The following is a 12,445-nucleotide window of genomic DNA, read 5'->3' as shown; positions in this document are numbered from 1 at the left end:
CCGCCGCGATTAAGCGCGATCCAGCGGACGGCTGGCGGCGCCCTGATTACTGAGGCGGCCATCGGCGCTATAGCCAATATCCGGGTTGCGCGCAGCCGCAAGGCTAGCCATTAGATGGCGGTTAACTTCTTCGTGACTTTGAATCAATTGACCATTGCTGCGATTAAGCATATCGGCTTGGCGTGCTTGCAGCAATAACTCTTGCCACAGCGGCAAGGCCTCGCCTAAATGCGCCTCAATGGCATCGCTGCTCAGCCAGCCTTGTTCCTGGCAGTAAACGCTGCGTGCAGCTGTGGCTTGTTCGAGGGCTTGCAAGGCGCGCAGTTTGGCTTCGATCAACTTGGTAACGAGGTCAAACTGGCGTTGAATGAGAGCTTGTTGCTCTTGTTGCAAAATAGGCAACAGAAGCTGGACTTGGCTCAGCTCGGCAGCGAGCAAATCCGGTAGAACGTTTGACATTAGCGGGCCAGCAGCTCTTTCACGCTTGAGAGTAGGCCATCAGCAATGGCTTCAGGCTTGACCGCGAAGCGGCCTTCAGCGATGGCCGCACGGATTTGCGCCACTTTATCGGCATCGAATGTGGCTTCGTTGCTGGCGACGCCAGAGAGTTTGCTATTGACACTGCTGCTCACGGCAACCGTGCTGTCGGCTTTTTCGGCCGTACTGCTGCGCACTTCCGTGGGCTTGGCGCCCAGCCCGGCCAGTGGCTTACCCGAGTTGTCGATTTTCATGATGCTTCCCCTACCGTTAGCTACGGCGGCTTGAGTCGTCGTGATTGCTATTATGCCAATAATCGGCAGCAGCAGGAATTTCTTTAGCAATTCAACTGATTATCAGCCTATTCTAATACACTTTTTGTCCGCACAAAGGCAAAAAGATAGCCAGCACCGCGCGCATCCTTTAATGTAAACCGGATTATCTCATTCCACCCCGCTCTGGAGCTTGGTAAACCGATGAACGTTTTTCAAAGCCAGTTTGGTCCGATCGAAGTTGATCCCGACACCATTATTCATTTTCCAGCCGGCCTGCCCGGCTTTGAGCATTGCCATCAATTCAAATTGCTGCACGAAGAAAAACCCAATCCCAGCGTGTATTGGCTGCAATCGCTGGATGACGCTGAAGTCGCCTTCTCAATTGTGGGCGCCGAGCGCTTAGGTTTTAACTATGTGCTCAAGCTCAGCGACGAAGAATGCGCCCAGATCGAACTCACCGATGCCAGCGATGCCATGCTGTTTTTGATTCTTTCGCGCCCGGATGGTGAACCGATTCGCGCCAATACCCTCGCCCCGCTGGTGATCAATCTCAAAGCGCGCAAAGGCTTGCAAAAGCTCGATGTGAAAGCCGATATCGTCTTTAGCAACACCTGATTTGCCGCACCGCAACAGCTAAAACCCAGCCTGTCAGCTTGGTCACGGTGAGCTGTTGCTGTATGATTGCGCGAAATTTTAAGGCGGGATCGTGCCCGCCTGTCTGCGCTATCCGTGGCGCTTCTGGAGTTTTACAGCATGAAAACCACCTTCCTTGACTTCGAGCAATCGGTTGCCGAGCTTGAAAACAAGATCGAAGAGCTGCGCTACGTGCAGGACGATTCGGCCGTTGATATTTCGGTAGAAATCTCACACCTGGAAAAGAAAAGCCAGGAATTAACCAAGAACATCTACGCCAAGCTCACGCCATGGCAGATTTCGCAGGTTTCCCGTCATCCGCAACGGCCTTATACCTACGATTACATCGCAGGTCTGTTTACCGATTTTCAGGAATTGCACGGCGATCGCGCTTTTGCCGATGATCTGGCGATTGTAGGCGGCTTGGCCCGCTTTAATGGTCAGAGCGTGATGGTGATTGGCCATCAGAAAGGCCGCGATACCAAAGAAAAAATCGCCCGCAATTTCGGCATGCCCCGTCCGGAAGGCTATCGTAAAGCCTTGCGCCTGATGAAATTGGCCGAAAAATTCAACATCCCCGTCATTACCTTTGTTGACACCCCGGGTGCTTACCCCGGGATTGGCGCGGAAGAGCGTGGGCAATCGGAAGCGATTGGCCGTAATCTGTATGAGATGGCCAAACTGCGCGTGCCGGTGATTTGCACGGTGATTGGTGAGGGTGGCTCAGGCGGTGCCTTGGCGATTGCCGTGGGTGACGTGGTACAGATGTTGCAATACTCAACCTATTCGGTCATTTCGCCGGAAGGTTGCGCAACGATCTTGTGGAAAACTGCCGAGCGTGCCGCCGATGCGGCCGAAGCACTGGGCATTACCGCTAGCCGCCTCAAAACCTTGGGCCTGATCGATAAAGTGGTCACCGAGCCAGTGGGTGGCGCACATCGCAATCCGCAGGAAATGATGGCGACTTTGAAAAAATCGATTGCCGATTCGCTCAAAACCCTGAAAGCAAAAAGTGTCGACGAGCTCTTGGATGCCCGCTTCGATCGCCTGATGGAATATGGTAAGTTCAAAGAAGAAGCCAGCGCCTGAGTGGGCGCAGGCCAAGGCCTTCATCGCCGAGTTTTGTGAGCGTTCGCGCGCGCAAACAGAAACCAACAACGGGAGCTACGGCTCCCGTTGTGCCTTCCCGCGCCTGTGTGTGGGCTTTTCGGGCGGGCTCGATTCCACCGTGTTGCTGCACTGGCTGGCCGGCCTACAAGCCGAGCTAGGCTTTACGCTCAGCGCCGTGCATGTGCATCATGGCCTCTCGCCCAATGCCGGGCACTGGGCAGTGCACTCCCAGCAGGTGGCCAGCGCCCTGCACATCGAGTGCGTGGTCGTGCAGGTGAATGTCGCGCGCGACAACGGGCTAGGCCTGGAAGGCAGTGCGCGCCAGCAGCGTTATCAGGTGTACGCGCAGCAAGCCTGCGAAGCCATTGTGCTGGCCCATCACCTGAACGATCAGGCTGAAACCTTGCTACTGAATCTGCTGCGCGGCGCTGGCCCGGCGGGCCTAGCTGCCATGCCACGTGAACGGACCCTACAAGCCCCGCAGCATGACCAAACCACGACAGCCCTACTGCGCCCCTTCTTAGGCATCAGCCGGGCAGAGCTGGAAAGCTACGCGCAGGCGCAGCAACTGCGCTGGATTACCGACGAAAGCAATGCTGACCCGAGCTTTAAGCGCAACCACATTCGTCAAACGCTAATCCCGACCATTGAGGGTATCACGCCACAAGCCTTAACCTTATTGGCCCGCAGCGCCATACATCAGGCACAAGCCCACGAATTGCAGCAGGAAATCGCGCAGCAAGATCTCGCCCATTGCCTTGATGAAAGCGCCGCGCCGCTGGGCGCGCTTAATCTGGCGCAATGGCAAACACTGAGCACCGTGCGCCAACACAATGCCCTGCGCCACTGGCTGGCCCGCGCCGGCATGGTGCTGGAATTACGGGCATTTAATGAATTACTGCGCACAGCGCTCGAAGCCGAGGCCGACACGCATCCGGCGCTGGTCTGGCGCGGTGCGGCCGTGCGCCGCTATCGTGGGCAGCTGTATCTGTGCAGCGCGCGTGATCACGCTGGGCCAGCGCGGCAATTTGACCAGCCGCCGCAGGGCGGTGAGCGGATTGATCTGCCCGGTTGGCAAGGCGCACTGTATTGGCAAGCCGCGCAAGGCGCGGGGCTCAAGCCCGCTTTGCTGGTTCAAGGCTGGGCCGTGCGCGGCCGGCACGGCGGCGAAACGCTCAAGCTCGGGCCACAGCGCCCCACGCGTTCACTCAAAGCCCATTGCCAAACGCTGGGCATTGCGCCATGGTTGCGCGAAACGACCCCGCTAATCACCATTGCAGATGAGCTGGTAGCCATGCCCGGCGTCGGGTGTGCGGCGGCGTGGCAAGTGGCAGCCGATGAAATCGGTTTGCTGCCAATCTGGCAGCCCTACCCCGCCCATGTATCAGCCTAAAACCTAATATCAACAATACCTAGCAAGCTATACCCTATGGCCAAAAAGAACAGCAGCGAACAAAGTGCCCCTCAACATACGCCGATGATGGTTCAGTATCTGGCGCTGAAAGCCCAGCACCCCGATAAGCTGGTGTTTTACCGCATGGGCGACTTTTACGAACTGTTCTACGACGATGCGGTCAAAGCCGCCCGGCTGCTGGACATTACCCTCACCACCCGCGGCAGCAGCGCCGGCGAGCCCATTAAAATGGCCGGCGTGCCATTTCATTCGCTGGAGCCGTACCTCGCAAAATTGGTACGAATGGGCGAATCGGCGGCCATTTGCGAGCAAGTGGGCGACCCCGCTACCAGCAAGGGCCCGGTCGAGCGCAAAGTGATGCGGGTGATCACGCCCGGCACCCTCACCGATGCGGCGCTGCTGGATGACAAACAAGAAAACCGCGTGCTGGCCATTCGCATGCAGCGCGGCAAAATGGGCCTGGCCTGGCTCTCGCTGGCCTCAAGCGATTTTGCCCTCCTGGATACCGAGGCCGAAAAACTCGCCTCCGAGCTAGAACGCCTGCGCCCGGCGGAAATCTTGCTCAGCGACGAAGCCGAGCTATCGCTGTTTGATCAGCTGCGCGTGCCGGTGCGCCGGCTACCCATTTGGCAATTTGATGCGGCCAATGCCGAGCGCCTGCTCACGCGCCACTTTGCCGTGCATGATCTGGCCGGGTTTGGCGTGGGCGAGCCACTGCTGGCGCTGGGCGCTGCTGGCGCTTTGCTCGAATACGTACGCAGCACGCAGGGCGGCACACTGCCGCCACTGGCGGGTTTGCGGGTAGAAAGCCACAGCCAGTTTATCGAGCTGGATGCCGCCACCCGCCGCAATCTGGAGCTGACCGAAACCATTCGCGGTGAAGCAGCCCCCACGCTATTCTCGCTACTGGATCATTGCGCCACCGGCATGGGCTCGCGCCTCTTGGCCCAATGGCTGCACCATCCGCTGCGTCAACACACCCGGATTCTGGAGCGCCAAGCCGCCATTGGCACCCTGCTGGATCGCGGCGATGGCCCCAGCCTGCATGCGCAGCTGCGTGAAATAGCCGACATCGAGCGCATCGTGGCGCGCATTGCGCTTAAATCGGCCCGCCCGCGCGATCTGGCCAGCCTGCGTGACAGCTTGGCCGTATTACCCACGCTGGCAGCGCAATTACCCAATGAAGGGCTGTTTGCAGGCCTGAGCCAAGCGCTGGCGGCGGAGCCAGCGATTCATGCGCAACTGGCCGCGGCCATCCAGCCCGAGCCGGGCGTGGTGATTCGCGAAGGCGGGGTGATTGCGGATGGCTACTCGGCCGAGCTAGACGAGCTGCGCGGCATACAGAATAACTGCGGCGAATTTCTCACCCAGCTGGAAGCGCGCGAGCGTGAGCGCACCGGCATTGCCAATCTGCGGGTGGAATACAACCGTGTGGCCGGCTTCTTTATTGAAGTGACCAATTCCTACACCGGTCAGGTGCCTGATGACTATCGCCGCCGGCAAACCATGAAAAACGCCGAGCGCTATATCACGCCGGAGCTAAAGCAATTTGAAGAAAAAGCCCTTTCGGCCAACGAGCGGGCGCTGGCACTGGAAAAACAACTCTACGACGGCGTTTTAGAGGCCCTCCAAGCCCATTTAGCCGCGCTGCGGCTGGCCGCCAGCGCCGTTGCCACGCTGGATGTCTTGGTGTGTTTGGCCCAGCGGGCCGAGCATTCGGGCTATGTGGCGCCGGAGTTTTGCCAAGAACACGTGCTGCAGATCGACGCCGGCCGCCATCCGGTTGTCGAAGCCCAAATTGATGATTTCATTCCCAATAGCGTGGATTTTCACCTTGGGCGCAAATTACTGCTGATTACCGGCCCGAATATGGGCGGTAAATCGACCTATATGCGCCAAGTAGCCTTGATTGTGCTCCTAGCCCATGTGGGCGCCTATGTACCAGCCAGTAGCGCGCGGATCGGGCAAATTGACCGCATCTTTACCCGTATTGGCGCCAGCGATGATCTGGCCGGCGGGCGCTCAACCTTTATGGTGGAGATGACCGAAACCGCGAATATCCTGAATAACTCGGGTGAGCATAGCTTGGTGCTCATGGATGAAGTGGGCCGGGGCACCTCGACATTTGATGGCCTGGCACTGGCCTGGTCGATCGCGAAAGCGCTGATCGAGAAAAACCGCAGCTATACGCTATTTGCCACGCACTATTTTGAGCTGACGCGTCTGGCCCAAGATTACCAGCAAGTGGCCAATGTGCACCTAGACGCAGTGGAGCACAAAGACCGCATTGTGTTCCTGCATGCCGTGCAAGAAGGCCCAGCTTCGCAAAGCTATGGGGTGGCCGTCGCCAGCCTCGCGGGGGTGCCGCGCGAGGTGATTCGCCATGCTAAACGCAAATTACTTGAGCTAGAACAATCGAGCTTCACCCATAGCTTGCAGGCTGATCTATTTGCACCCACATTGGCAGCTGATTCCGAGCCGGAAGCCCATCCGGCCGTGGATGAATTAGCTAGGGTAAACCCTGATGAACTTAGCCCGCGCGAAGCGCTGGAGATCATCTATAAACTCAAGGGCATGGTCTAGCGCGGCAGGTAGAACTTCGGCAATATTTACCCTGCTTTGGGCGCTTGGCTTCACTAAGCTCAGTACATAGTCATCACCACTTGCAAGGATTTGTTATGAACTCGGTCTCTGATCTGGCAACACCTATTGTTGATCAACAAGGCACTACTTTGCTCGACCTCGCCCGCTTGCTAAAAGCCGGCGATCAGCAAAGCGGCATCGAGCTCAGCGACTTTAAAGCCCGTACCGCGCACGAGCTGCGCCGCTTTGGCGAAGACCTTGCCAGCCACCTCAGTATCCATGCTCATGTGCAGGTGCCCCCTGCCTATCAGCTGCGCAGCACCAGCGCCGGTGGCGTGATGGTGGTGGGAGATCATCCTAATAAAGCCGCCATCGAGCAGTATCTGAATCAAGATACCCGGCTACTGAAATGGTTTAAGGAAATCGAGGTGCTGTTTGAAATCCAGCGCCGGCTGGAGCTGGATCAGGGCGGCGAAGAAATGCGCGGCCAGGTCTTTAATCTGGGCATGACCAGCATCGGTAGCATCGCTTTCTTTACCAATGAAGCCTAAGCACTACCCGCTCCGCAGGCCGCCATGCGCGGCCTTTTTTCTTTTTTAGCGCCAAAGCCAGTATAATGGACTGTTATTCCACGGATTTGATTTGCCCATGAAAACCACCAAAGCCCGACGCCCGCAACCCGCCATTCGCGAAGCGCGCGCCAACGATCAACAGCGTGCTTCATTTGGCCAGCGTAAAACCGCCACCGCCAAGTCATCCACGCTGGCCGGGCCAAACATGGGCCGCTCAACCGGTAGTAAAAAAATCAGCACGGCCCGCCAGTCTCCTACTTCGGGCCTGAGCAAGATGGTCGCGCAAGCCATCGCCAAAACTGCGGCAGCGCGCGAAGTGCAAGGTCTGCCAGACGCCAGCACTACCCCGGAAACCACCAAAACCGTTATTCGCGATAGCAAAGTCAAAACTTCTGTAAAGCGCGCCAAGAAAATGCCACAACGGCAGGCGTCGCAACACGAAGTGGCTATCCGCAAACAACTGCGAGAAAAGCGCGTTACTACCGATCAGCTAGGCGACGATCGCCTGCAAAAAGTACTGGCCTTCTCAGGCGTGGGTTCGCGCCGCGAAATGGAAGAAGTCATCGAAGCTGGCCGTGTCAGTATCAATGGCAAAATCGCCGATCTGGGCAGCAAAGTCAGCCCTGGTGATGAAGTACGGATCGATGGCAAACGCGTACCGCTGAAATGGCCAGATCGCCTGCCTCGCATCATCATGTATCACAAACAAGAGGGCGAACTGGTAAGCCGCGATGACCCGGAAGGCCGTGTTACGGTGTTTGATCGCCTCAAGCGGATTTCTTCCAGCAAATGGGTAGCGATTGGCCGATTGGACTTTAATACCTCCGGCCTGCTGCTGTTCACCACCTCGGGTGAATTAGCCAACCGCATGATGCATCCGAGCTTTGAAGTCGAGCGCGAATACGCCGTACGGGTGCACGGGCAACTGACGCCAGAGCAAATGAAACAGCTGGTAAATGGGGTTGAGCTTGATGATGGCCCAGCCAACTTTAGCCGGATTGAAGATCGCGGCGGCGAAGGCAAAAACCATTGGTACCACGTGGTATTGAAGGAAGGTCGGAATCGTGAGGTACGCCGGATGTTCGAACATTTCGAACTGGTGGTTAGCCGACTAATGCGGATCCGCTTTGGTACTTTCCGCCTACCCGGGCGCCTGAAACGCGGTCAGTTTTATGAATTATCCGAGACTGAAGTACTCTCGATCATGAAATGGGCCAATCTCACCATTACCGGCACCGTGAAACCACGCTAAACCTTGCTGAAAGATCATGAGCAAAGCGTTTACCAAAGAAACCGAGCACGATGACGACGAGCTGCCGGCGGAGCTGAAAGTCCCGCAGGGCAGCAAAAACTACATGACCCCACCAGGCTGGCAGCGCATGAAAAATGAGCTGTACGAGCTGGTGCATAAAGAGCGGCCGCACGTTACCCAAGTGGTGAATTGGGCGGCCAGCAATGGGGATCGCTCGGAAAATGCTGATTATCAGTATGGTAAACGCCGCCTGCGCGAGATCGACCGTCGCATTCGCTTTCTGAGCAAGCGGCTAGAAAACGCCGAAGTCATCGACCCGGAAACCCGCGAAGCCACGGATCAGGTGTTTTTTAGCGCCACCGTGACGTATCTGCGTGAAGATGGCCGCGAGGAAACCGTCAGTATCGTCGGCATCGATGAAACCAATTTCCAAAAAAACCACATCAGCTGGACTTCGCCTGTGGCGCGGGCACTGCTCAAAGCCCGTGAAGGCGATGTGGTCACCCTGCGCACGCCACAAGGGCTGGAAGAGCTGGAAATCATCGCCGTCGAGTACTGCAAAATCGAAAGCTAAGCTTTTGCTTTGTAACGACAAGTTCGTGAGAAAATGTAAAGCTTTTTGCCAGCTTACCGCCTGAGCTGATATTGTGCTGGCATGAACTCGCACAATTACGCCACCAGCAGCCTGTTTCGCCGTGTTTTGCGCAGTATGGCACTGCGCATCGCCCTCGCCGCCTGCCTGATTTCAGCCCTCAGCTACTACTACAGCTATGTACGCCTGCAAGAAGAGGCGCTTGCCAATCTGGGTAAATACATCGAAACCCGCAGCCAGCTGGAAAGCGAACTTTTCCTCGGCGCCGAAGCCAATACCAAGCTGATTCGCGACGAATTTGTGCGCCGCTATGCGCTGCTGCAAAACACCGATGTCAGCAGCCAGTTTTACCATCTACTCAAGCAAGATCGCGATGGCATGTGGCGGGTCCGCCCTGAGCTGGATGATTTTGAACATCAGGCCACCGTAGCCATGCTGCCCACCACCAAACACACGCCCGAGCTGATGCGGCAAGTGGTGCTGGCGCAGCAGGTACTTAGCCAGTATGGCCCGGCCTATCGGGCCCGCAGTTACGATACCTTTATCGATCTGAATGTCTCCGACGTGAGCTTGATGTATCTGCCGAAGCTCAACTATGCGCGCAATGGCTCGGTCGATGATTTTGCCGAAGACCTCGACACCGAGCTTGGCGCCCTGCCCGAGCGTAATCCGTCGCGCAGCACGTTCTGGACCGGTATTTACTACGACAAACAAGCGCTGGAATGGATGATCTCAGTGGTGACCCCGCTGGATTATCTGGGCCAATATCTGGGCGGGATTGGGCAGGATATTCCCCTAGAGCAGCTCATCACCCGCACCAATACGGTCAATATTCCCGGCACCCACAATCTGATTTTCACCCGCAATGGCTATCTGATTGCCCACCCGGACTACATGGGTAAAATCCAGGAGCACCAGGGCAAGCTGGATATGCGCAAAATCAGCCCAGCAATGCATGATTTATACGAGGCCGTGAGCAAAGCCCCGCCCAAAGAGCGCTTTATTGAAAGCCCGGATGGCCGCAACTGGCTAGGGATTGTGCCAATCAAAGGCGCCAACTGGGTGTTTGTGACGGTGTATCCGAAGCGGCTACTGGAAGAAAAAGCCGCCTGGGCCGCCAGCATGGTGCTGATCTTGGGCATTATTGCGCTTGCCATCGAGTTGGGGTTATTGGCCATGGTGCTGCGTAAAGATGTCGCACTGCCACTGGATCGCCTGAAAAACGCCATTCGCAGCCTGGCGGCCGGCAAAACCAGCAATCAGCTTGACCTGCACCGCAGCGACGAAATTGGCGAGCTGGCGCGCACGTTTAACGATATGTCGCACACCGTGCAATCACATCGTCTGCATTTGGAAGAGCTGGTCACCGACCGCACCCAAGAGCTCGCCACGCGCAATCTGCAGCTGGAAGCGGCCAATGAGGCGTTGAAATATCTCAATCAAGAAAAGAACGAGCTTCTGGCCATTGCCGCGCATGACCTGAAAAACCCGGTCGCCAGCATTCAGGGCATGGCCAGCCTTTTGGGTGAACGCCTAGATAATTGGCCACCGGAAAAAATCAAAGATCGCCTTGATGGCATCCAGCTACTGGCCGGGCGCATGCAGCGTATTATCAGCAATCTGCTAGAACACGACGCCCTTGAAGCCGGCTCGGTACAAATGCAGATCGAAGTGGTGGATCTGGATGAGCTGATCCATGACGCCATCGCCGGCTGGCGCCCCCGGGTAGCCAGCAAACAGCAAACCCTGCATTACACGCCAACAGGGCTGCAAGTGCGCACCGATCGGCAAGCGCTGTGGCAAATCGTGGATAATCTACTCTCCAACGCCGTGAAGTATTCGCCCAATGAGCAGCGGATTGAAATCAGCGCCCAAGCCGTTGATCAGGATGTGGAAATCAGCGTCACCGACCATGGCCCGGGCATCGCGCCGCACGAAATGAATCTGCTGTTCAAGAAATTTAGCCGTCTCTCGGCCCGCCCAACCGGTGGCGAGCACACCACGGGGCTGGGCTTATCGATTACCAAAAAACTGGTGGAAGCCGTGTTTGGGCAAATCCGCTGCGAAAGCCAGTTTGGCCAGGGCGCCCGCTTTATCGTCACGCTGCCAGCCGCCGAGGTGGTCGCAGCCCACCTGCCGCAGGCGTAAAGCCGGGGATGCCCGCATCCCCAAAGCAGGCCTAGCACGGTACAATAGCCATAGATTGATTGGCGCCAGCGCTCAAAACCGCTGGCGCTTGTTTTCCTGCTCATTCAAAGGAATGCCCACCATGCGCCAATATCACGAACTCTTGCAACACGTCCTGGATCATGGCGTCGGGAAAGAAGATCGTACCGGCACTGGCACGGTGTCGGTGTTTGGCTACCAGATGCGCTTTAATCTGGCCGATGGCTTTCCGCTGGTGACCACCAAAAAAACGCACCTGAAATCGATCATCAACGAATTACTGTGGTTTTTGCGCGGCGACACCAATGTGCGCTGGCTGCAAGAACGCGGCGTAACCATTTGGGATGAATGGGCCTCCGAAACGGGCGAGCTGGGCCCCGTGTATGGCTACCAATGGCGCAGCTGGCCCACCCGCGATGGCCGGCATATCGACCAGATCAGCCAAGTGATCGACCAGCTCAAACACAACCCTGATTCGCGGCGCATAATTGTGTCGGCGTGGAATGTGGGCGAAATCGAGAATATGGCCCTGCCGCCTTGCCATGCCTTCTTCCAGTTTTATGTCGCCCCCGCGCAGCCAGGCGAGGCTGATCAGCGCGGCAAGCTCTCTTGCCAGCTGTATCAGCGCAGCGCAGATTTATTCTTAGGTGTGCCGTTTAATATCGCCTCGTATGCCACGCTGGTGCTGATGCTGGCGCAAGTGTGCGACTTGCAACCGGGCGAATTCATCTGGACGGGCGGCGATTGCCACATTTACCGCAATCATTTCGAGCAAGTACGCGAGCAGCTCAGCCGTACACCGCGCGCGCTACCGCAGCTCAAACTGAACCCGGCCAAAACCGATCTATTCAGTTTTGAATATGAAGACTTCACGCTGGAAGGGTACGACCCTTACCCGGCCATCAAAGCGCCCGTCGCAGTTTAATCTATCGGAGGTATTGGCAGGTCTTCATTATTCTGATTGGCCTGCAGACGTATACCCTGAATAGGTAAAGGCTGTGGGTAAACGCAGACATCGTATTCAACCCGATAATGGCAAGCCAGCCGCACCTGCTGCGGCGTATCTAAAATCGTGAGCGGTAAATTGAGCGGCATGCGTGCATGCCGCACCAGCACATTGCGCTCTTTGCCGCTCAGGCTGATCCAGCCGCCACTCGCCGCGTGGGCAATATAAATCTGGCAAGTGCCACAAGTACCCTGCCCACAGCGCCAAGCCAACGGCAAGTGGCCAGCGCGGGTTAGCTCCCGCGCCACCTCAATCAGCAGCGTGCCTGCCGGCACCTCGACGCTAAGCGGCGCGAGCTCCGGCCAGATAAATTGCACTTGCGGCATCACCCCTCCTGCGCCGTACAATACGCCTTTCCCAAGTCG

General features: G+C 57.1%; 12 protein-coding genes. 9 read left to right on the top strand and 3 right to left on the bottom strand.

Annotation, left to right across the window (positions count from 1 at the left end):
• Positions 1–9: 9 nt before the first annotated feature.
• Together G482_RS0103135 and flgM are read right to left on the bottom strand one after the other, a co-directional pair.
• Positions 10–459 carry a flagella synthesis protein FlgN gene (locus G482_RS0103135; RefSeq protein WP_028448806.1) on the bottom strand — a complete coding sequence of 150 codons (450 nt, stop codon included), beginning with the start codon at positions 457–459 and terminating at the stop codon, positions 10–12.
• Positions 459–731 carry a flagellar biosynthesis anti-sigma factor FlgM gene (flgM, locus tag G482_RS0103130; protein WP_028448805.1) on the bottom strand — a complete coding sequence of 91 codons (273 nt, stop codon included), beginning with the start codon at positions 729–731 and terminating at the stop codon, positions 459–461. Before flgM ends, G482_RS0103135 begins: the two co-directional genes overlap by 1 nt.
• A gap of 222 nt (positions 732–953) precedes the next feature.
• Between flgM and fliW the strand changes: the two genes are divergently transcribed.
• The 9 genes from fliW (at position 954) to G482_RS0103085 (ending at position 11,999) form a co-directional block, all read left to right on the top strand.
• Complete coding sequence (gene fliW, locus G482_RS0103125) at positions 954–1,367, top strand: flagellar assembly protein FliW (RefSeq protein WP_028448804.1); 414 nt, start codon at positions 954–956, stop codon at positions 1,365–1,367.
• A 138-nt stretch (positions 1,368–1,505) separates the two neighbouring features.
• Positions 1,506–2,474, top strand: coding sequence for an acetyl-CoA carboxylase carboxyltransferase subunit alpha (locus tag G482_RS0103120; protein ID WP_028448803.1), 969 nt, complete (start codon positions 1,506–1,508; stop codon positions 2,472–2,474).
• Complete coding sequence (tilS, locus tag G482_RS17090; RefSeq protein ID WP_051258675.1) at positions 2,443–3,888, top strand: tRNA lysidine(34) synthetase TilS; 1,446 nt, start codon at positions 2,443–2,445, stop codon at positions 3,886–3,888. The genes G482_RS0103120 and tilS overlap by 32 nt, the downstream gene beginning before the upstream one ends.
• A gap of 84 nt (positions 3,889–3,972) precedes the next feature.
• On the top strand, positions 3,973–6,492 hold the full coding sequence (mutS, locus tag G482_RS0103110) for a DNA mismatch repair protein MutS (RefSeq protein WP_084414457.1): 2,520 nt from the start codon (positions 3,973–3,975) through the stop codon (positions 6,490–6,492).
• 95 nt (positions 6,493–6,587) lie between these two features.
• Positions 6,588–7,043 (top strand): hypothetical protein, encoded by a 456-nt coding sequence (locus tag G482_RS0103105; RefSeq protein WP_028448801.1) that lies wholly within the window; start codon positions 6,588–6,590, stop codon positions 7,041–7,043.
• Between the two features lie 97 nt (positions 7,044–7,140).
• Positions 7,141–8,316 carry a 23S rRNA pseudouridine(2605) synthase RluB gene (gene rluB / locus G482_RS17085; RefSeq protein ID WP_034618662.1) on the top strand — a complete coding sequence of 392 codons (1,176 nt, stop codon included), beginning with the start codon at positions 7,141–7,143 and terminating at the stop codon, positions 8,314–8,316.
• A gap of 16 nt (positions 8,317–8,332) precedes the next feature.
• Positions 8,333–8,890, top strand: coding sequence for a transcription elongation factor GreB (gene greB, locus G482_RS0103095; protein WP_028448800.1), 558 nt, complete (start codon positions 8,333–8,335; stop codon positions 8,888–8,890).
• 81 nt (positions 8,891–8,971) lie between these two features.
• Positions 8,972–11,056 carry an ATP-binding response regulator gene (locus G482_RS0103090; protein ID WP_028448799.1) on the top strand — a complete coding sequence of 695 codons (2,085 nt, stop codon included), beginning with the start codon at positions 8,972–8,974 and terminating at the stop codon, positions 11,054–11,056.
• 121 nt (positions 11,057–11,177) lie between these two features.
• Positions 11,178–11,999 carry a thymidylate synthase gene (locus tag G482_RS0103085; RefSeq protein WP_028448798.1) on the top strand — a complete coding sequence of 274 codons (822 nt, stop codon included), beginning with the start codon at positions 11,178–11,180 and terminating at the stop codon, positions 11,997–11,999.
• Here the strand turns inward: G482_RS0103085 and G482_RS19380 are convergent.
• Positions 11,996–12,406, bottom strand: coding sequence for a 2Fe-2S iron-sulfur cluster-binding protein (locus tag G482_RS19380; RefSeq protein WP_051258674.1), 411 nt, complete (start codon positions 12,404–12,406; stop codon positions 11,996–11,998). The two genes, G482_RS0103085 and G482_RS19380, sit on opposite strands and share 4 nt — an antisense overlap.
• Positions 12,407–12,445: the final 39 nt, after the last annotated feature.

It is taken from the genome of Chitinibacter tainanensis DSM 15459 (assembly GCF_000429785.1).
Taxonomy (GTDB): domain Bacteria; phylum Pseudomonadota; class Gammaproteobacteria; order Burkholderiales; family Chitinibacteraceae; genus Chitinibacter; species Chitinibacter tainanensis.
This window is presented reverse-complemented; position numbering and strand designations above follow the sequence as displayed.

What these genes read in the sequence shown, in the direction of transcription:
- G482_RS0103105 (WP_028448801.1), top strand. Translation starts at nt 6,588, where the DNA reads ATGAACTCGGTCTCTGATCTGGCAACACCTATTGTTGATCAACAAGGC.
- G482_RS0103135 (WP_028448806.1), bottom strand. Translation starts at nt 459, where the DNA reads ATGTCAAACGTTCTACCGGATTTGCTCGCTGCCGAGCTGAGCCAAGTC.
- rluB (WP_034618662.1), top strand. Translation starts at nt 7,141, where the DNA reads ATGAAAACCACCAAAGCCCGACGCCCGCAACCCGCCATTCGCGAAGCG.
- mutS (WP_084414457.1), top strand. Translation starts at nt 3,973, where the DNA reads ATGATGGTTCAGTATCTGGCGCTGAAAGCCCAGCACCCCGATAAGCTG.
- G482_RS0103120 (WP_028448803.1), top strand. Translation starts at nt 1,506, where the DNA reads ATGAAAACCACCTTCCTTGACTTCGAGCAATCGGTTGCCGAGCTTGAA.
- fliW (WP_028448804.1), top strand. Translation starts at nt 954, where the DNA reads ATGAACGTTTTTCAAAGCCAGTTTGGTCCGATCGAAGTTGATCCCGAC.
- G482_RS0103085 (WP_028448798.1), top strand. Translation starts at nt 11,178, where the DNA reads ATGCGCCAATATCACGAACTCTTGCAACACGTCCTGGATCATGGCGTC.
- flgM (WP_028448805.1), bottom strand. Translation starts at nt 731, where the DNA reads ATGAAAATCGACAACTCGGGTAAGCCACTGGCCGGGCTGGGCGCCAAG.
- tilS (WP_051258675.1), top strand. Translation starts at nt 2,443, where the DNA reads ATGGTAAGTTCAAAGAAGAAGCCAGCGCCTGAGTGGGCGCAGGCCAAG.
- G482_RS0103090 (WP_028448799.1), top strand. Translation starts at nt 8,972, where the DNA reads ATGAACTCGCACAATTACGCCACCAGCAGCCTGTTTCGCCGTGTTTTG.
- greB (WP_028448800.1), top strand. Translation starts at nt 8,333, where the DNA reads ATGAGCAAAGCGTTTACCAAAGAAACCGAGCACGATGACGACGAGCTG.
- G482_RS19380 (WP_051258674.1), bottom strand. Translation starts at nt 12,406, where the DNA reads ATGCCGCAAGTGCAATTTATCTGGCCGGAGCTCGCGCCGCTTAGCGTC.